Raw genomic sequence first — 19,399 nt, 5'->3', positions numbered from 1 at the left:
TACCGAGCTCGCAACGCGGCGATGATCGTCGTGCACGGAGCCGACCCGCGCTAGAAAATGCGAGTTCGCTTGCGTATCTTACATCGCCCGACGCTCGATCGCCAACACCTTGCGCGCGAGCCGACTGGCGTAAGCGGGAAGTGGCGCGAATGCGCCGCGATTCTTGAAGATCGCCTGATGCACGCATCCCAGTGTCTTTGGTTCGTCCAACTCTGGTCTTGACGGCTATGCGGGGCTCAGGCGAGGACAGTACATACTCTACATTCACCCATAATTCATTTGGCAGGCCCGCAATTCTGATCCGCCCGCAAGTGCCCCTCGTTACCGCAAGCACTTCGATTTTGAGGCCGGATTTTGCTCGATGCTGTTGAATTGAGCTTTGCAAGAGATCCCGAACTGGCGGAGCTAATCAATGCTGTCAGCCCATCAACGAAGCTGTGCTTCCCGCAAGCTCATCGATCCCGGCAGCTTCGAATGAAACCCTAATATTCCGGGCTGCACTCACTGCGGCACTTCTTCGCGAGCTGGTGTATCAATCGCAAGGTCGATGGCCGCCTCGAATTGCCGCCGAAGCTGATTCAGGAGCGCCTTGGTCATTCGAGCATCGCGATGACCCTGGATATCTACGGTCACCCTGTTGCCGCGTCATGATGACAGCCGGAACTGGCCGCAGCGGAGCGGGTAATGCTAGGTTTATGTTTAAGCAGTTGAAAATGTTGATGCTTTTTCTTAGCTATGTCGTCGCTCGATGACATTTCGGAATGTCGCCGAACGATGACTTTTTCGGTTGTCAGCGAATGGTGACATACGCTAACGTAAGCGAACGCTGACATTTGGATTGCCCATGCTCATACGTACACCTGCCGAGCTCGGCGCCGTCATTCGCGACAAACGCAAACGCCTCAAGCTCGACCAGTCGACACTGGCCAAGCGCATCGGCGTCAGCCGTCAATGGGTGATCGAGGTCGAGCACGGACATCCGCGCGCAGAGCTGGCGCTTGTCCTCCGCGCTCTCGACGTCCTCGGCATCCCTGTGGACGCAAACAGTGAAACGCCCACCAGCCGCGGGTCAACCTCCGCGGTTGATATCAACGCCATCGTTACCAAAGCCAAGAAGGGCAAAGCATGACGAGTGAACTTGTCGCGCTCCTGGACGGCAATGAAGTTGGCCGGGTGCACAGCGATGCCCGCAGCCGGCTGACCTTCGTCTATAACGACGACTGGCGCGGATCAGCGGGAGCTTACCCTCTCTCGCTGTCCATGCCCCTCGCGGCACAGGAACACGGCCCTGCCGCCGTGCAGGCCTTTCTTTGGGGGCTTCTGCCGGACAATGAGCGCGTACTCGATCGTTGGGCAAAGAAGTTCCAAGTCTCAGCTCGCAACGTCTTTGCTCTCATTTCCAATGTCGGCGAGGATTGCGCCGGAGCCGTCCAGTTTGTAACGCCGGATCGGCTGGAAGATCTAAAGACAGGCAAAGACGACAAGATCGAATGGCTGGACGAGCCCGAACTAGCAAACCGGCTTCAGGCGTTGCGTGAGGATCATGCTGCCTGGCGTCTGCCCCGCGACACGGGCCAATTCAGTCTTGCGGGCGCCCAGCCGAAAACGGCTCTTACCCTGAAGAACAAGCGATGGGGCATTCCGTCCGGACGCATTCCGACCACCCACATCCTGAAACCGCCGACAGGCCACTTCGATGGTCACGCCGAGAATGAGCATATTTGCCTGCAACTGGCGCGCGAACTCGGGCTGCCGGCCGCTGAAACCAAGGTGATGTGGTTCGAAAAGGAAATCGCGATCGTGGTTGAACGCTACGATCGGCACGTCCGTGGGAACGACATCATCCGCGTGCATCAGGAGGACATCTGCCAAGCCATGGGCATCCTCCCGACCAAGAAATACCAGAACGAGGGCGGACCAACGCCCGCCGATGTGATCGAGCTCCTACGCACCTACTCGACAGACCGCGAGGCTGACCTTGAGACGTTCGTCAGCGCTTTGGGCTTCAACTGGCTCATTGGAGGCTCCGACGCTCACGCAAAGAACTATTCCTTGCTTCTGGCTAGCGGCCCGCACGTACGCCTCGCACCGCTCTACGACATAGCCAGCATTCTTCCTTACGATTACGTCGACCAGCGGAAGGTCAAACTCGCCATGAAGGTCGGAGGCGAATACAAGCTCGATCAAATTGGGCTGCGCCAATGGCAGAAGTTCGCGCGCGAAACGCGGGCTGACGCGGATGTGGTCGTTGGGGCCCTGATCTCCATGGCCGGGCAGATCCCCGACCTCGTGAACGACATCCGCGCGCGCGCGCAAAAGGAGGGGTTGGAGAATGCCGTTATCGAGCGATTGGCAACAGCTTTGACAAAACGAGCGCAGGACTGCGAACGCCTTCTAAAGGGGACCTAGCTTTTGGGGGCTGGCAAATAGACCAGCACCAGCACGCCCGCTCGAACGAGGCCGTGATGTCCGCAAACAACAATAGATCCAGCTTCGAGGGCGACTCGTGGACTACTCGCCCTTGTCTCGAGCCGGGAATCCGATGAAGGCCTGCCCCTTCGCCATCCGGAACTGATCAGGACCTGGTCGGCCTCGAACAAGAAGATGGTCCGCAACTCATCGAGCATTTGATCATTGGTGGGAGGTGAGGGATGCGCAAAGCAAAAATGCATAAATGTTTGCATCTATGCGTTTAATTGCTTCGCCGAATCTACGTATGTCGAGAAAGCAAAATGATTTCAACAGCTAGGCAGTAGTATCGCTGGCCGACACCCGTCGAACCTTCGGGAGCCTAGAGCCGCTGAAGCCAGCGGCGGTGGGATCCCTGCTGCGACTTTCGGAGACTCGACAACGCCGGGACTGGAAAGCGTATCAGGAACATAGTAAGAACTATTCCCCTGGTTGCACCCTATTGAAACGACCCTCAACCACAATATTCTGCCGCATATCATGAGTTTAGGGGCCGACTTGATGAGTCCTTCGGGATGAAGCCGGTCCAAGGAGCAGCGCCCATTGTCCTTGTTCCGCCATTTGCATGACGACGCGTTTCTGGCCTTTTCGCGCGATCACAAACACCTGTACGCAGCGTGTCTGCTCGACCTGCATGAGCGCTTCTTTTCGGGCGCGCCGGCGTTTCCGACGCCCCAACAGGTCGTCCACGCCATCTACGACGTCATGCGAGCGAATCCTGCGTTGTGGAACGAGGGCGATGATTTCGGCGCGCTGCCGGAAATGATCTCGGCGGGCCGCCGCCGCATCCGGAAGGCGGATGTCGCGCTCGCCTCCGAGAAGGGCGACAAAGCACTCGCCCTGGCACGGCAGCTCTACGCGCGGTTACTCGCCTGGGGATGGCTCGAGGAGGAGGAATACGGTCTGAGGGTCACCGTCGACATGGCGATGGGACCACTCCTCGTCATCCAGCGGTTGGCTAGTCTCAACAAGGATCTCTCGCAGCGGTTCGGCGGACTGATCGTGCAGATCCGTCTCAATCTCGAGGCAGTTGAAAAACTCACGCCCGAGATCACCGACCGTAAGCAGCGCGAAGCCGCACTAGCTGTCCGCGAGGCGCGCAACCAGGCCGACCAGTTCACCAAGAGCTTGCGGGCAATTCTCGCCGACCTGAAGCGCATCCGCCGGACGGTCATGGAGTCGAAGACCGTGGGCACTCGCCTGGAGGCCTTCTTCGAAGAGTTCGTCGACCAGCTCTTGTTGAAGGATTTCGAGTCCATCCTGACCGTCAACCATCCGTACCGGTTCCGCGACGCCATCGTCGACCTCGCCCGACGGGTCTCCTACACCCCCGAGACCATGCAGGTGCTCGCCGAGGAATACGTGGCAGCCAGTATGGCGTCCGATGTCGAGGACGGGCGAATGGCCGCCGCGGACGATCTGTTGGCGATCGAAAACATCTTCGAGCAGATCGGCGAGATGTTCGATCGGATCGAGACCTTCCGCAGGCAGCTCGAGGCCCGGGTCCGCAACACGATCAGATACGCCGAACGCGGAGCTCAGGGGCTCGTCGGACGGGCCGGCGACTTGGTACGTCGCTTGGACGCGCTGCTGCGCGACGGCCGGCACGACAAGGCGAGCGTCGAGTGGAGCGTCGAGCCGCTGCGGTCACCCTGGTCGGAGCATCATCAGGCGCCGACCAGGCAGCCGCGCCGTCCCGTCGAGGCGAGGGCGCTCGCCGGACCGCCATCGGATCCGCTGTACGAGCTGCGCAAGAAACTCCGTCTCGAATACATCGCGCGCATCGCGCCGAACCCCGAGGACGTAAGACGCTTTCTCGAAGGGCAAGTACCTCCCTTCGCGACCAAAGAAGCCCGCTTCATGGAGATCGACACCGTGGACGACTTTCTCGCATTCGATTGCGCCCGTCGTTATGCGCTGACCGGCGAAGTGCCGGTGCAGATCGCCGCCGGATTCGAACTCGAGCCGTGTCCAGACACGCCGCCGCACGACAGCGACTGGCTTCGGTGCGCCAACTTCGTGGTCCGGCGTTCGGGCCCGCTCCGGAAGGGCAGGACGGTCCATGCTTAGCGAATTCGAGAGCATCGAGAATTCCTCCGGCGCCGAGAAGGCGGCCGATCTCCGGAAGGCGCTGCACTTCCTGTTGCGCCGACAATTCGTGTTCGCGGGAGACCCAAGGACCGGTAGCGTCTTCAACACGATCATGGACGGCCGCTTCCGCGATGTGATCGACGGCTTCTTCGACAGTTGCGGCTATCGGGTACATCGCGATCCGGAGGCGCAGTGGGCAGGCATCGTCGCCATGGACGAGGACGTGCCACTGCCCCGGATGAAGCTCGACGAAACCATCGTGGTGTTGGTGCTGGCGGCATATTGGCAACAGGAGGTCAACATCGGCGCGGTCGAAGATCGCGCGGTCGTGGTGGCGACCTTGAACGACCTCTTCGACCGTTATCGGGAGATGGCCCAGCACAGTGGCGGAGGGGCAATCTCCGCAGCCCGTTTCCGCGACATCCTGCGCGAGGTCGCCCAGCGCAACCTGGTCGAGATCGGCGACTTCGACGACGAGCAGCAGGATTGGGAGGTCAGAATTCGTCCGATGATCAAGCTCATCAGCGGCGGTGACGCCCTTCAGCGCCTGGAGCGTTACGTCCGCAGCGAGGAGGCTCGTTTCCCGCAAAGGGCGGGAGGAGAGACATGATGGAGCTCCGCCATCTCACGATGGTGAACTGGCATCTGTTCGATGTTGCCGACATCGAAGTGGCCGGTCACGTCGGCGTGCTCGGCGAAAACCGCTCCGGCAAATCGACGATCCTGGACATGGCGCAGGTCGTTCTCACGGGCGGCAGCCGCCGCTTCCTGCGCCTGAACGCGGTCGCCGGCGACAGCGGAAAATCTCGCAGCGCCTCGAAACGCAGCGTCGTCGACTACTGTCTTGGAACTCTCGGCGAAGACCAGCGGCGGCGCGACGAGGCGCGCACCTACATCGCGCTCGGCTTCGAAGACGCGGACGGAGAGAGGCCATCGGTCACCATCGGCATGGCACTGGAGGCCCGAAAGTCAGACACCAGAGAGACCGTGCTTGCACTGTTCGTTGCGGTTGGAGCGATCCTAACCTCCAAGGACTTCATCGAACAAAAAGGAAAGTCGCAGTACCCCGCGCAGTGGGACGACGTGCGCGCCAGGATCGTCGCCGCGGTCGGCGAGGCGAATTTCGTCAATCACCGCGACCGGGCGGGCGACTACGTCCGCGAGTACATGCGCCATCTCCTGCCGCACTCGCCGTGGGGCGAGCAGAATGCCAGCGCGCTGCAAAAGTCGATCGTCAACGCCATGACACTCGACCACAATCAGACCGCCACTCAGTTCGTGCGGAACTACATCCTCGAGGACAGTCCGATCGGGATCAAGGAGCTGCGCGAGTCGATTCAGACCTACCGCAACATCAGCGATATCATCCGGAAGATGCGCCTGAAGCTGGAGGCACTCAAGCAATTGAGGGAAATCCTGGCCAACCTGGAGGCGACATTCGAAGCTATTTTCCGCGAGCAGTGGATCGCCAAGCGCGCGGAATGGCTCGCTGCGCGAGCCGCCAACCGCGAATTCAGGAACAAGCTGCGACTGGCTACGGCCCAGCGCGATGCCGCCACTGGCGAACTCAAGTTCCTGGACGACGACATCAAGGCGATCGACGACGAGATCGAACGACTGACCGAGGCCATCGCCCAGCACGAGGCCAAGACCGGCAGGAAGTCGCTGCAGCAGAGCGCCTCGGTAGCCGAGCAGGCAGCGCAGCGCGCGACGTCCGATTTCAAGGCTCGGCTCGAGACCATCCGGCGGCTGGAGCCGCTGCGCGCGATGGCGGGCCACGGGTTTGACGATCTCATTCCCGTCGTTGAGAGTCTCCTTGCCGCCGCAGGGACGAGCTCCGTCACCTCAGTTTCCGGGGAGCTCTCTGCCGCGGAAGCTGCCGTGACGGGCTTGGGCGCGCAGCGGCTCGCGAAAGTGGACGAGGGGCGTCAGACGATCATCGCACAGGTGTCGAAGCTGCGCAGCGAGCGGAACGAGCTCCTCGAGCGGATCCGGCAACATGCATCCGGAGGACCCGGAGCGCACCTGGAGGATGATACGAAACTCCTCTGCCAACGGCTTCGGCAGAAGGGAATGGCGCCGCGCGTGCTTTGCGAATTGATCGAAGTCGCCGAGCCCGAATGGGCAGGAGCCGCGGAGGCCCTACTTGGCCGCGACCGCGATGCGGTGTTCGTCGACCGGACGCAGATCGGAGTGGCCACGGGAATCTTCAAGGAAGGACGCCGCGAATTCCGCCGTACCTCCCTTGTAAGTCTCAACAAGCTGGAACAGTTCAGAGCCAAGCCGGAGCGGGGAACGTTCCCCTCGATCTTCCGGACGCAGGATCCGGACGCGCTTTCGTTCATCATGCGCCGGTACGGCTCCGTGCGGCTTGCCGACACGCTGGACCAGTTCAATAAGCCTGGCCGCGCCATCATGAAGGACGGCCTCTACGACGACGGTCTCGTCCGGACGCATCGGTCGATCGACCCGTCGCAGCACAAGATCGGCAAGGCGGCGCAGTCGAGCGCGCTGCGCGCCCTGCAGGAGCGAGCCGAAGATCTGGCGGACTCGCTGGCGCTGGCCGAAAAGGAAGCTCAAATCGCCGACAGCGCTTTCATGGCGCTGAAGACGCTCTGTGATTCCCCTTCCAACGATCTGAAGTCCGCAGGCAGGGCATTTGCCGCAGCACGGGCCGAGGCAGCGGACGCGCAGGCGAGGCTTGCGGCCCTCGACGGCGCCGGCGACGGCGGCCTCCGGGACAAAAAGCTGGCCCAGCACCAACTCAAGCAGAGAAGGCTCACGGAGCGCAAAACCCAGCAGGACGCCTTCAACAAGCACGACGGCGAGGTGAGGACGGCGCGAAGCAGGTTGAGCGATGGTGAAAACGTACCTGGCTCTCAGCTCAACCTGAAGATCGCTTGGTCGCTCTTCGCCGAGAACCTCTCGCTCTACTCGGTGGCGAAAGGCCGCCCGGTGCACCGGGCGCGTCTCGATGCCCGGCCGCACAAGAACGAGGTCGAACGCCATCGCGTCATTGCGGAGAAGTCCGCCAAGGATGTTGAGGCGGCGAACGACAAGCGCAGGGAGATCGAGCGGGAGGTGCGCGAGGCGCTGGAGGTGTATTTCGGGGAGTTCGGCGTCAGTTCCCAAGTCGGCATCGAGAGCGAGCCTCTCCAGGAGGTGAAGCCCTGGATGACGCAGTTGATCGACGACATCGAGTCAAACGAGTTGCGGCAGTACGAGAGGCAGGCGCGTGAAGCGGCGGAGAAGGCCGTCACGCTGCTGCGCGGAGAGTTCATCAACGCGCTGACTTCGCGGATCGGCAAGATGGAGCGGGATCTGCAGTCGCTGAACCGCAGCCTCCAGGCCCACCCCTTCCACAGCGAGCGCTACTCGTTCCATCGCACCCAGGTCGTGGAATTCCAACCCATCCTGAAGATCATCGAGATTGGCAAAATGTCCCCGGAGGCGTTGGACATGCTCTTCCGCGGCGACGTCCCCGACGACTTCCCGCACAAGGACACGATCCTGGCGCTAGAGGCGCTGCTCGAGGATCCGGCGAAGGACTTCACGCAATTCGAGGACTACCGCAACTTCTACACCTTCGAGATCCACATGGAGGACGTCGCCACAGGCCGGTCGACCCGTTGGGAGCAGCGGCGCGGAACCGGATCCGGGGCCGAACAGCAGGTACCGATCTATGTGGCCATCGGCGCCTCTCTCGCGGCCGTCTACGGCAGCGCCGAGCGGCGAACTGGCAAGCCGTCCGGGTTCGCGCTTGCCATGTTCGACGAGGCCTTCTCCAAGATGGACGGCAAGAACCAGCGGCAGATGATGAGCTTCTACAAGAATTTGGGGCTGCAGTTCGTGATCGCGGCGCCGTTCGAGAAGCGGGTCGCGGTGCTGGAGCACATGGACACGATCGTGGAAGTGGATCGCATCGGCGAGCAGTCGAGGGCGACCGTGGTCGCGCTAAAGGAAAAGGCCAAGCGCGAACTGATGGCGATCGATCCGGATCTGATGTCCGAAGACGAGCTCGCCACGCGCCTTGCCGCCGAGTAGCCATGGCGCGGCGCTTCACTGACGCAAACGAGCTACTGAACGACCTCCTGGACCGATACGAAGGCGGGGCCGCGAGCCCCATAGCGCATCCGGACTACGACGCGTTTTCTTCTGTGGTAGCTGCCGACACATTCCTAAAGCAAATCGCGCGCGCCGAAGAGGCCGGCGCAGTCAGTCTTGGAATAGGGAAGGGCGCCAGACGACACCAGATCGCGCACGTCAGGCTGCGCGTGGCCAATGCGCTGTATGGCCATCTAGGTCGAGTTCCGGCCGGACAGCTCGCTCAAGATGCTGGTATGCGACTCGTCGCCGGCCTCGCCTTGGACGGGCGCCTGGTCGAGGCAATCCCATCGATCACAGATGCTTGGGGAAGAGGGAAGAGCTGGCATGGATTCGGGTCGTCGGATGTCAACAAGCTGCGCGATGCCTTCGCTCTCGCTCAGGCGATCCTGGACAACAAGCATCTCGACGTCGATTACAAAACATTTTCACGAAGGACGGTGGGTTACAGCAAGACGCTAGAGCACATAGAAGGCGTCGTCGTGCGGCTTCTCAACGGAATTCTCGAATTTCCGCCCGGCGCCCGCCCGCGAGAGGCGCTGCGAACCATCGGGTTGGAGCGCTTCGCTCCGCCGCTCCTGATCGCGGGGCGGATTGATCTAGATGGGGCAGATCTGTCCCGCGCCTCACCCCACTATCTCGGAATTACGCCCAAGGAGGCAGATCGCATCCGCTTTCGGAAGCCTCCGACTTACGTCCTGACGATAGAGAACTTCGCAAGCTTCAACAGACACATTGCCGAGGCGGACCCTGGTCGACTTGGCACGACGATGTACGTGGGTGGCTATCCTTCGCTCGCCACCCAACAAGCGCTGCGAACGATCGCGGGCATGGTGTCCGAACGCACGCCGCTCTTCCATTGGTCGGACATCGATCCGGACGGCACCTGGATCTTCCATACGATCGAGCGTGCCGTCGGTCGCCCGGTTCGACCTCATTTGATGAGCGTCGAAATAGCTGAAAGATTCGGCGCGGTGCCGTCGAAAAAGTCCGCCCCGGCGAGATGTCCGCCGGAGTCCGGGATTGCAGCTCTGGCGGCGTACCTGACAAAGGAAGATGCCAAGACGCTGGAGCAGGAGGAACTCGATCCCATCCTGCCTCTGCCTTTTTCCAACGAATAGAGGATGTTGAGACTGTACGGACTTCGACCATCTTCCGATGCGGAGCGGCGTTGTCACTCGCTTTCTATTGGGCTCGCCTTCGCCAAGCTTCAGCTCTAGCGAATCAGCAGGAGTTCCAAACTTGAGCCGTGGTCCTCGACACCCTTCCATAATCAGCAGAAGCAGCAGCAGAGGCAGCGGATCATTGTGATCACAGTCGCAGGCTTCGACAAAACCAAGCTTGTGAATGTGCTGACCGAAAAAAGGCCTGCCATCGGCAAAGACGCCGGCGCAGCCCAACAGGCCGATGGTCATAGCCATCTTGTTCGCCATGGTCATCCTAGCGACCATGGTTTCGGGCCGCTCGGAGCGCTTCTCGTCGAACTCTCTCCGGTCCGCACTCGATACAGCGGCGTTTCCGTAGCCCTGCAACTCGGAAGCGGCTGGATCGGCGGATTTGCTTCGTTCGTCGCGACGGCGGTCGTCATTGCGACCGGTAGGCTCTGGTACGCGGTGGTGTTTGCCGGCCTGACGCGATCGTCGGTGCGCTATTGTTGCCGGAAACTCGTGGCCCGCGACATCAACCTCTGATCGGGTGCGATCTGCGACACGTGGCGTCAATGTTTGGCGCCGCGGTGTCATCGTACTTGCGGGCACGCGCGTGTTGCCGCATAGCCGATGGCTTCGTGGTGGTCGGGGATGGCTTAGTTGGATGCTACCAGCACGGTGACAAGGAGTAACGGCCTAACGAATCGTTAGGCCAGTAGCTTAGGCAGGTTCTCAGCTCTCGCGGAGTGGAAGCTGTCCAATTGTGCAGCGGCTTGCTTGCTGTCGTACCTTGATTATGAGCCGCTGCCCGATCGGACGCCGATGCTTCCGACTAGGCAGCCTCGGCGAGGCTACCATCAACTGCTTATTCGACGGACCGCCGACACGAGAGTTTCAACCTCCTGGAATGTATTGTAGTAATGCGGCGACGCGCGAACGACATCAGGAAGGTTCCTACGCGTTGCGTCCAACGGGGTGCTTGTTGCTGGCGAGACTGACACATTGATTTTCCCTGCTGCCAACTGACGCATGACCTCGCGTGCACCCACGTTGAAATTGTGAAGGAGATGATTGAAGCGGGATGTTCTCCCAGATCATGAATCGACACTTCAGCGATTGCAGCGAGAAGTTCGCGCAGTCCCTTCGCAAGCAGACGGCAACGTCGTTCGATTCTCTCGATGCCGATCGAAAGCGCGTAATCGACAGCTATCCCAAGTCCAAGCCGCGCTGCATAGTTTGCTTCCCACGTCTCGAATCGTCGCGCGTCGGATCTAAGTTCGTAGCGCTCAGGTCCAACCCACGGTGCTCCGAACAGGTCGATCATGGCAGGTTCGACGCCCTTCAGGAAATCGTTACGTATATACAGGAACCCTGTCCCACGCGGACCGCGCAAGAACTTCCGGCCTGTTGCGGTAAGCATATCGCAACCAAGTGCACAGACATCGATCGGCATCTGCCCAACCGCCTGACACGCATCTAGCAAGTAGGGGATACCATGTCGGCGCGCGATCCGTCCCACGGCCTCAGCCGGATTCACGAGGCCGCCATTGGTCGGCAGCCGGGCGATGCTGTCGTATACGCCGTCGAGGCGAGTGGTGTTCTCAGCGCTTGCCTCATAGCCGCAAATTTCCGCTTCGCGCTGCAGGTATTCGATCATGCCGCCGACAACCTGCTTCGGCATCAATGCCGCGCCTGCATTATTAAATGGGGTCGATTTGCGACGCCTGGCGTATCTTCTCGCAAACGATCCACGTCGGAATCGGAAAGATCCGAGAATCCGAATAACCTGTCGGCTGTGAAAAAGACGGCTGCACCGGAAATCACCTTTGCTCAACTTAAGGCCCACTTCGGCGTGCACGACTCTTCGAAGCGTAACTGGAGCTTCAGGCCCAAACCGGGCGTGTTACATCGAACAATGCCCAATTCTGTCATCGAGCAGCTCCAAATTGCAGTAATCGCCATCGGGTTTCGTCAAAGTATGGTCTGACACGAGGGAGGACGAAATTGCGAGCGCCCCGGCGCCTCGCGCTGCCAGGCCATGCTCTACATCGTCATCCCGGTGGCGATCCCGGGCATCCTCTCGGCCGGCATCTTCGCTTTCACGCTCTCGTGGAACGAGTTCATCTATGCGCTTGTCTTCCTGTCCTCGCCTGAACAGAAAACTGTGCCGGTCGGCGTCACATCGGAGCTGATCCGCGGCGATGTATTCTACTGGGGACCACTGATGGCTGGGGCCCTGCTTGGATCGATACCGGTTGCTATCGCCTATTCATTTTTCGTCGAGCACTACGTCGCAGGATTGACCGGATCGGTGAAGGGCTAACAGCACCACGGATCAAGGGGATTCGAAAGCGCGCATGCAGACTACGCATAGGCCGTTGGGAGGCAGGTGGAAGCGAATGGGCCAAGTCGTCCTCAAGGAGGTCAACAAGTTCTTTGAGAGCGTGTCGACTCGGATAAGGGACGCGTGCCACTGCATCTAAGGGTGACCGGCCCGTAATCACAGCTTCATCAATCCCGGTTCCAGTGGATTGCCTTCACCTACCAGTTCGACAGTCCTGCGGATGTCAGCTCACACCAGTCGGCGAGCGCGGCGGGCAAACTGGATCCGTTCGAGAGGGCAGGAGAGGCTTAACTGCCGCCGAGGTCAGTTACCTGAGGTGGATCCAGACTTGCCTTTTGCCGCGCGCCAGCGCGGCAATCAGTTTAGGCGCGACAGTGTGCTCGGAAGTAAGATAAAAGCCCGCAACAGCTGAATCCCGTCTCTGATCGGGCAGGTCGGGCAGCGGTGTTCGTCGAGCAACGACCAGTTCCAAGAGGCGCTTACTTGGACCGGGATTCTTCGCGTTTTCGATCGGAGGAAACGACGATCGGTATCTGGCGAATATCGGCATTCATGACATTGCCGTTGAGCGTCACAACCGCAAACATGGTGTAGCGGCCAGCCGGCAACCGATTCTTGAAATCGAATTGGAACGAGGAGCTTTCGCCAAGAGGGGTAGCGCCAGCGAGTACCACACGCTTCTGATCGTCGACGACCACGATCCGGCATTCCGCTGGCATTCGCTTCAGCACATCTGCCGGTATGGACGAAAGCGGTACACGCTTAAGGCGATACCTGCGCTGAAACTTGTCGATCATCTCGATGTCGCCCGACAAGCGGACACCATCAACCGTCGAGTCCACCGCAGTTATGAATCCGCGACGCGGGATCGCGTAAGAATCATAGGAGCCCACGCCCAGCGGGTAGCTCAAGTCCCGGAACGCAGACAGCACGACACTGTCATGCGACCAGCTCTTGAGCTGATAGGGCCCGTTGGTCACCAGAAAATGGCCGTTGGCCCTGTAGAACGCAGAGAGCGCTGCCCACCGCCTGCGTGCCTCATCAACGCCGACGAGCGGGCGCAACGCTTCGGGTCGGTAGCCTTCACGCTCGAAGCTCTCGATCAAGGCCAACAACCGCGCGTTAAGTGCTTGAGAGCGGACGAGGTCCAGCCATTCGACGCCGCGGCGAACGGCTTCCGTCTCCGAAAAGGCCGCCCAGTTTCGGTCGACCGCTTCTTCCATCAGAACGAGGAGATGCCAGGGCAGCGTGCTCCAGGGCGGCGCCGGGACTGCCTCTCGCTCCGGGCTCGCCGGTGCGCTGGTCGTATAGACCTCGATCGTGAACACTTCACGGAGGAAATCGACGTCGCCGACCCTGAAGGATTTGGATGCAGTTTCGCTGCCCGCGACGCGCAATCCCGCCAGCTGGCGGCGTATCGGCGCGGTCGCAGTATCGAGTAATGGATCGTAATGCGTCTCGCGGCCGTCGCTACGAATGCTCCAGCGATATGCAAATATATAGGGGTAGAGCAGATCGGCAGTCGTCATCTTAGTCCCGTCGTGAAACGCGGAGCCGAGCAGACGATAGATCAATTTTGTCCTGGCAAATTTGTCGGGCCCGATGGGTTGGAGGCGGCCGCTGTCGAGATCAGGCAGTACCGCGTCCGCGGGTATCGCAATCATATTTTCCGCCACCGATGGCTGCGCGGATGGCCTGCTGCGCTCGACGATCGGCTCGGCCAGGATCGACAGACTGACGAAGGTGTAGACCACCATGAGCGCGGTGAGCGGGATCTGCGAGGTCAACGCGAGCTTGTGCGGGGCAAATGTGTGCATCGCCTGCACATGCGCGAGATAAACTGCCGCGATATGTCCGAGAAGAACGGCCGCGACCGCCGTGTACCAGGCGAAGCGGGCGCCCACGATTGCAATGTTCGGCCGGTAACTCGCGGTCCCGAACAGGTCCCAGCCGTAGCCGAGGGGATCGGAAAGCAGGGGAACGATGTATTGCCCCTGAACTAGGAAGTAAACGAGGTAATGCGCCAAGTGGTAGCCGAGCGCGATTGGGATCAGCGTGAGCGCGAAGTTCTGGGCGATCTGCCGTGGTGAAAGTTGCCACTCCGTCATAGCGCTCATGATGGCGCTCACTATCAAATAGGCCGACATGAACAGGAGCCAGAACCCAACCAGGCCGATGCTACGTAGCGCTACCGGGCCGAGTTCGGCTACACTGGACAAATGCGCCCTGAGAGCGGCTTCCGCGACCGACCATTCGGGAGTCGCAATCAGGCCGTCGTAAAGAACGCTCGACAGAAGCAGCAGCACCAGTGCCATCATCGATGGCGAGGCCTGTTCACGACCGATCAACCCCGCTCCAAATGGTCGCACCAATAATTGAGGTTTCGCCTGGGCGGTGCATATGGCCGTCGGCGCGAAGCCGGCGAACGTGCTGAACACGACTGTGAAGAGCTCGCCGTGCCGCAGCCAGACCTGGCTGCCGAAGACGAGCATGCCGGCCCAGGTCAGTACGGAGTAACCAAGTGCGAAGGAGACTATATGTGAGGGCACAGCGGGCGTCGGATAGACGAGCTCGGTCCATGAGAAGGCCAGCAGCAGGAGCACAGCGGGCCAGACATCGAGTGCGGGGGGATACGGTTTGTCGAGCGCGAGCTTGCGGCCGCAACCGCGCCTGTATGCCATCTCCACGCCTTCGAAGACGGTCCGCCATGGATTGATGAGCGGCCAGATATTTCCGACGAAAGCCGAAATATAGGCGAGGCCGATCCAGACTATGATCCAGACGAGCGTGGGCGCGAGGTTTCGGTAAGGATTCTGATCGCCGAAAAAGCCCGCCGCCAGCATCACGGCAAACAGGACGAGAGCGATCAGCTTGAGTGGAACGCCCGACGCCGCGATGGCTTTTCCGAGCCGGTAGTCGAACAAATCGACGCGCGAATAACTGTGTACCAGCGATGTGTGGCGCACAAACAGGCCGACCACCACGAAGGAGAGCACGACCGCAGTCGCACCGCCGAACAGATAAAGCGGTAACGGAAGGGGGAGATCATAACGCTGGCCGAAGCCGTGCGCGCCGGATGGTGCGACGCTCGTCAGTAAAGTCGCGGCCGCAAACGGCCATCGCATCGCTATCAAGCGCCGTCGGCGCGTCTGGTTACGGATAGACCTCGATACGCACAAGCGGAGCTTCCCCGTGTGAGTGGCCGCCGGGCCCAGCCGATCCATGGACTTCCACCGGAAACCGCCCGATTATGTTCGCGGCGAATTCCATCAGACCAAAGGTGCCGGGCTCGACCTTTCGTTCAATGTCATAGCCGTGCAGATGCAGGACTATTGGCCGATCCGTGCTCCACCGCAGTCTGACGACGTCGCCTTGCTTGACCCGAACCACCTGTGCGCTCTCAGTTATCCGCCCACGCTCGATGCGGAAGTCGAATGTGAGCTCTGCGGCGCTGGCTCCGATGATCGTCACCCTGGTCGCCCAGACGAGCGCCGTGCCGACGAGACATGCGCGAAACATTGCGCTGCAAGGCATCGCAGTAATTCCTTGTCACGGTGGAGTAGCCTGGATCTCCGAGACCCGATTCGCCATCCAGGTCTCCTCGTAGGGCGACGGCAACAGAGCGGGGTCTCCGACGGAGGACCACATCAATCGCCCGAATTGGTCGGAAAAGCCCGTGATGGGGTTCCAAGCGGATGTCGGCCGTGCATCGATTCCGAGACGGAGCCAACCATTCCAGGGAAAGTCCTTTAGCTTCACCGTGCGGAGGAAAATCGCTGCGTTGAGGCCCGTAAGGGAATCGAACGCGATGTTCTCGATTCCCGCCGAGAACTCGGTACTGAAATATTCCCGCTTCAGCGTGTAGCCGACGACGAGTTGACGGCACTCGCTGACGAGCGCGGTCACGACCGCTCGCTCCAGATTGATGCGATCGACGGGGTCGTTGAAATCGCCGGATTGAATCCGCTGCAGGTCAGCTTCCACGCGCTCTTCTGTGCCGACATCGATTGCATCGTGCAAAACGAGATAGGCCTGATACCATCCGCTCCTCGCCACTGGCGGGACCAGCCAGCCGTTGATCACGGTGATTGCCGAGGCCACGAGTTCAGCCAAACTCGTTTGCTTGATTTCAACGTCCCAATCCGGCCCCGGGTCCGCTTGCTCGGTGCCGAGCAGGCGTTTCGCAGAAGCGTTGGCCGCCTTGATCTTCAGATCCCGGATTATTGGCTCAATCTGGGTGTCGGAGAGTACGCGGCTCTTCGCCGCTTCGGCAAGATCGACGTGGTGCAAATAATCGCCGTGCAACGGTGTGATCGGATAGGGGTGCAAGATTACATCCGGATTGCTCGAGCTGATTTTCCGGGCAACAGCACGTGTGACCGCGCAGGCGGTCGCATCCGCTTTCGCATGTGACGATTGCGGGTTGATGCGGACTATCACCAACGAGCCCAGTGATTGCACCGCAGCGATCTGATCCGGCGCAGAGTCCGAAAGACGAAGCTCGTCTCCGAGAAAGGCGTGGATCTTGGACTGCTTGAGCAGGCTCTCCGCGGCGTCGGGCGCGACCGTCCTGATCTCGATCTCATGCGGATAATAGGATGGATAGACCGGCAATTCGTGACCACCTCGCACTGCTCCGGTTACGGTCAGGGCTGACAACAGCAATCCGAACGTCAGGGGGCGTTTCATGATGCAATCCCAGCAAAGCTGTACCCCACATCGTGCGCGCGTGCGACGACGCGTTTCATCCGCGCAGAGCCTTCATCACCCTCTCATCGGTGCGCGCTTCAGTTGGCAAACCGTGGAAGATGATCTCGCCTCGATCGATCACATAGAGCCGGTCGCCGATACGGGACGCGGCGGCGAGATGCGATTCCGCCAAAAGGATGGAGACGCCCATCGCCTTGATCTTCATGACTGCTTCCGTGAACCGATTGACCACGACCGGTGCCAGTCCCTCGAATGCCTCGTCAAGTAGCAGGAGGGACGGCGACGACATCATCGCGCGCGCGATCGCGACCATTTTTCGCTGACCGCCGCTCAAATGCATGCCCTGACGCTGCAGCAGATCCTGAACTTCGGGAAAGACACGAAAAGCCTGTGTCTGCGGGTCGGGACGCACAACCCCGTCTCGCCGGCGCGACACTTCATCCCCGAGCCAGCGGCTGATCATCAAATTGTCGTTGACGGATAGTTCCGGGAAAATGCCGCAATCCTCCGGCGAGTAGCCGATTCCGCGTTTGGCGCGTTCATGCGGTGCGAGTCTGGTCAGGTCCTCGTCGGCAAATACGATCTGGCCTGCCTGCAGTGGCAGGAAGCCCATAATGCTCTCGATCGTCGTACTCTTTCCGGCACCGTTACGACCGATCAGGCACACGACTTCCTGTCTGTCCACGCGCAGCGAAACGCCGTTGAGAATGTGAGCGGGGCCGCGGTAGGTGTGAATCGCCTTGACCTCCAGCACGATCAATCCTTTCGTGAAAATGCGTCCGGACCCGAGGCGCCGAGCAGGATCATCGCAACGTTGTCATTGTTTCTAATGGCGTCCGGCGTGCCCTGGGCGAGGATCGCCCCCTGATGCATCACGACAATTCGATTGGAATACTTGAAGACAACATCCATGTCGTGTTCGATGATCGCGGCGGTGATGCCTTCGCCACGCACGACCGAAGCAATGATGTCCATTATTTTATCCTTCTCGCGCGTGCTCACCCCGCTCGTTGGCTCATCCAGAAATAAGAGCTTCGGCCGGAGCGCGTAAGCGAGCGCAACATCCAGCAATTTACGTTCACCTTGCGCGAGACCCCGCGCAGGTTCGTTGCGCTTGCTCGCGAGTCCGAATTGATCGAGGATCGTGTCGGCCTCGATGGCCACCTCGTGGTCGCGGTCGGCGAGCGCCGCCATGTTCCGGATCTTGCCGTCGCGCGAAAAGATCGCGAGTGCGACGTTGTCGAAGGATGTGAGATCGTCGAACAGGTTGACTAGCTGGAAGCTGCGCGCGATGCCGGCCTTCACTCGCTCGATCACCGACGAATGGGTCACGTCGCGACCTTTGAAGATGATTTTCCCGGAGTCGGGAACGAGAAGGGCGCTGATGACGTTGCAAAGCGAGGTCTTTCCGGCCCCGTTGGGACCGACCACGGAAATGAACTCGCCTTCGGCAATGGTCAGGTTGACATTGTCGACAGCGTGCGTGTCGCCGAAATATTTCTTCAAATTGAACGTCTCCAGGAGGATCATTTCGTCGATCTCCCGAGCTTTGCAGCGAGCCGCATGGTCGTTCCGACGATGCCGGCGGGTAGCGCCATGACCAGAATGACAAGCACCACGCCAAGCAGAAGCTGCCAATATTCGGTGCTGGCGATCGCGTAGGTCTTGAGGTAGTTGAACGCCATCGCGCCGACGATCGGACCGGCGAAGGTGCGGAATCCGCCCAGCACGGTCATGAACACGATCTCGCCCGAGAAAGGCCAATAGAGAATGTCGGGCGTGGTGAGACCGTTGAGCGGAACCCACAGAATGCCGGCAAGTCCCGTGAAGGTTCCGGAAATCATGAAGGCAATCCAGCGATAGCGCCGCACCGAGATGCCTACGAATTGCGCGCGCGTTTCGTTGTCGCGAATCGCCTGGAGCGCCTTGCCGAACGGTGAATGCGTGATCACCCACATAAGGATGGTGGAGACGGAAAACAGCACCAGCACATAGTAGTAATAGGCATAGACGAAACGCTGGAACGAGCCTGCCCCCTTGAAATCGACCAGGCCGCCAAGCAAGGTGAGATTGGCATAGGGGACGCGAATGCCGTCGGTGCCGCCCGTCACCCAGAAGAACTTGAACGCAAGGCTCCAGAGAACCTGCGACAACGCAAGCGTCAGGATACCGAAGAAAATGCGTGTGTGCCGCACGCAGACGAATCCGAAGACTGCAGCAATGATCGCCGTGCCGAGCATCCCGCCGACGATGCACAGCTCCATGGAGTGCGCGCCGAGATCTCGCATGATGAAGGCCACTAAATAGGCGCCGGCGCCGAAATAAGCGGAATGGCCGAATGACAAAAGGCCAGTGTAGCCGAGCAGCAGATTGAAGCCGAGTGCGGCAATGGCCATGATCAGACCGTAGGTCAGCAGTACCGTTTGATAGGGATCGACGAGCTGCGGCAGGATCGCAAGTATCACGAGAGCGATTGCGGCGCCGATGCCGATTCGCCAAATCGAGTTGCCAGTGGCTGCTGTCCTCTCCATCG

At 60.3% G+C, this 19,399-nt stretch carries 13 protein-coding genes and 3 pseudogenes; 9 read left to right on the top strand and 7 right to left on the bottom strand.

The annotated features are described in order from the left end of the window. Nucleotides 1-486: 486 nt before the first annotated feature. From P6U29_RS31700 to P6U29_RS31665, 8 genes and pseudogenes are all read left to right on the top strand, one after another. Nucleotides 487-711: pseudogene (locus tag P6U29_RS31700) on the top strand (tyrosine-type recombinase/integrase); the annotation flags it as partial. A gap of 133 nt (nt 712-844) precedes the next feature. Then, on the top strand, nt 845-1,129 hold the full coding sequence (locus tag P6U29_RS31695; RefSeq protein WP_407114261.1) for a helix-turn-helix domain-containing protein: 285 nt from the start codon (nt 845-847) through the stop codon (nt 1,127-1,129). Then, complete coding sequence (locus P6U29_RS31690) at nt 1,126-2,409, top strand: type II toxin-antitoxin system HipA family toxin (RefSeq protein ID WP_407114260.1); 1,284 nt, start codon at nt 1,126-1,128, stop codon at nt 2,407-2,409. Before P6U29_RS31695 ends, P6U29_RS31690 begins: the two co-directional genes overlap by 4 nt. A gap of 603 nt (nt 2,410-3,012) precedes the next feature. Beyond that, the gene (locus P6U29_RS31685) at nt 3,013-4,539 is read left to right on the top strand and encodes a Wadjet anti-phage system protein JetA family protein (RefSeq protein WP_407114259.1); all 1,527 of its coding nucleotides are present in this window, start codon (nt 3,013-3,015) and stop codon (nt 4,537-4,539) included. Then, nucleotides 4,532-5,170, top strand: coding sequence for a DUF4194 domain-containing protein (locus tag P6U29_RS31680; RefSeq protein ID WP_407114258.1), 639 nt, complete (start codon nt 4,532-4,534; stop codon nt 5,168-5,170). Before P6U29_RS31685 ends, P6U29_RS31680 begins: the two co-directional genes overlap by 8 nt. After that, nucleotides 5,167-8,604 (top strand): SbcC/MukB-like Walker B domain-containing protein, encoded by a 3,438-nt coding sequence (locus P6U29_RS31675; RefSeq protein WP_407114257.1) that lies wholly within the window; start codon nt 5,167-5,169, stop codon nt 8,602-8,604. The genes P6U29_RS31680 and P6U29_RS31675 overlap by 4 nt, the downstream gene beginning before the upstream one ends. A 2-nt stretch (nt 8,605-8,606) precedes the next feature. Further along, nucleotides 8,607-9,785, top strand: a complete 1,179-nt coding sequence (locus P6U29_RS31670; protein WP_407114256.1) for a Wadjet anti-phage system protein JetD domain-containing protein — start codon at nt 8,607-8,609, stop codon at nt 9,783-9,785. A gap of 186 nt (nt 9,786-9,971) precedes the next feature. Further along, a complete protein-coding gene (locus tag P6U29_RS31665; protein ID WP_407114255.1) occupies nt 9,972-10,355 on the top strand; it encodes a hypothetical protein in 384 nt (127 codons plus the stop codon). A gap of 314 nt (nt 10,356-10,669) precedes the next feature. Here the strand turns inward: P6U29_RS31665 and P6U29_RS31660 are convergent. Beyond that, nucleotides 10,670-11,564: pseudogene (locus tag P6U29_RS31660) on the bottom strand (aminotransferase class V-fold PLP-dependent enzyme). Between the two features lie 265 nt (nt 11,565-11,829). Here P6U29_RS31660 and P6U29_RS31655 point away from each other — a divergent pair. Further along, nucleotides 11,830-12,135 (top strand): annotated as a pseudogene (locus tag P6U29_RS31655) (carbohydrate ABC transporter permease); the annotation flags it as partial. Between the two features lie 500 nt (nt 12,136-12,635). Here P6U29_RS31655 and P6U29_RS31650 read toward each other — a convergent pair. From P6U29_RS31650 to P6U29_RS31625, 6 genes are read right to left on the bottom strand one after another with little or no spacing between them, the layout of a single operon-like run. Next, on the bottom strand, nt 12,636-15,281 hold the full coding sequence (locus P6U29_RS31650) for a hypothetical protein (protein WP_407114254.1): 2,646 nt from the start codon (nt 15,279-15,281) through the stop codon (nt 12,636-12,638). Nucleotides 15,282-15,309: 28 nt separating this feature from the next. Next, entirely contained in the window at nt 15,310-15,690 is a 381-nt protein-coding gene (locus P6U29_RS31645) for a hypothetical protein (RefSeq protein WP_407114253.1), read from the bottom strand. A gap of 15 nt (nt 15,691-15,705) precedes the next feature. Next, nucleotides 15,706-16,845 carry a hypothetical protein gene (locus tag P6U29_RS31640; protein WP_407114252.1) on the bottom strand — a complete coding sequence of 380 codons (1,140 nt, stop codon included), beginning with the start codon at nt 16,843-16,845 and terminating at the stop codon, nt 15,706-15,708. 55 nt (nt 16,846-16,900) lie between these two features. Next, a complete protein-coding gene (locus P6U29_RS31635) occupies nt 16,901-17,620 on the bottom strand; it encodes an ABC transporter ATP-binding protein (protein ID WP_407114251.1) in 720 nt (239 codons plus the stop codon). Nucleotides 17,621-17,622: 2 nt separating this feature from the next. Further along, nucleotides 17,623-18,396, bottom strand: coding sequence for an ABC transporter ATP-binding protein (locus tag P6U29_RS31630; protein ID WP_407114250.1), 774 nt, complete (start codon nt 18,394-18,396; stop codon nt 17,623-17,625). Then, complete coding sequence (locus P6U29_RS31625) at nt 18,393-19,397, bottom strand: branched-chain amino acid ABC transporter permease (protein WP_407114249.1); 1,005 nt, start codon at nt 19,395-19,397, stop codon at nt 18,393-18,395. Before P6U29_RS31625 ends, P6U29_RS31630 begins: the two co-directional genes overlap by 4 nt. Between the last annotated feature and the right edge of the window lie 2 nt (nt 19,398-19,399).

This window comes from Bradyrhizobium sp. LMG 9283, assembly GCF_045571415.1.
Classification (GTDB): domain Bacteria; phylum Pseudomonadota; class Alphaproteobacteria; order Rhizobiales; family Xanthobacteraceae; genus Bradyrhizobium.
Note: the sequence above shows the minus strand (reverse complement) of the source record. Positions and strands in the feature narration are given on the sequence as shown.

Excerpts from the sequence above, each read along its gene's own strand:
- P6U29_RS31695 (WP_407114261.1), top strand. The coding sequence starts at position 845 with ATGCTCATACGTACACCTGCCGAGCTCGGCGCCGTCATTCGCGACAAA.
- P6U29_RS31690 (WP_407114260.1), top strand. The coding sequence starts at position 1,126 with ATGACGAGTGAACTTGTCGCGCTCCTGGACGGCAATGAAGTTGGCCGG.
- P6U29_RS31680 (WP_407114258.1), top strand. The coding sequence starts at position 4,532 with ATGCTTAGCGAATTCGAGAGCATCGAGAATTCCTCCGGCGCCGAGAAG.
- P6U29_RS31675 (WP_407114257.1), top strand. The coding sequence starts at position 5,167 with ATGATGGAGCTCCGCCATCTCACGATGGTGAACTGGCATCTGTTCGAT.
- P6U29_RS31670 (WP_407114256.1), top strand. The coding sequence starts at position 8,607 with ATGGCGCGGCGCTTCACTGACGCAAACGAGCTACTGAACGACCTCCTG.
- P6U29_RS31650 (WP_407114254.1), bottom strand. The coding sequence starts at position 15,281 with ATGCGATGGCCGTTTGCGGCCGCGACTTTACTGACGAGCGTCGCACCA.
- P6U29_RS31645 (WP_407114253.1), bottom strand. The coding sequence starts at position 15,690 with ATGCCTTGCAGCGCAATGTTTCGCGCATGTCTCGTCGGCACGGCGCTC.
- P6U29_RS31640 (WP_407114252.1), bottom strand. The coding sequence starts at position 16,845 with ATGAAACGCCCCCTGACGTTCGGATTGCTGTTGTCAGCCCTGACCGTA.
- P6U29_RS31630 (WP_407114250.1), bottom strand. The coding sequence starts at position 18,396 with ATGATCCTCCTGGAGACGTTCAATTTGAAGAAATATTTCGGCGACACG.
- P6U29_RS31625 (WP_407114249.1), bottom strand. The coding sequence starts at position 19,397 with ATGGAGAGGACAGCAGCCACTGGCAACTCGATTTGGCGAATCGGCATC.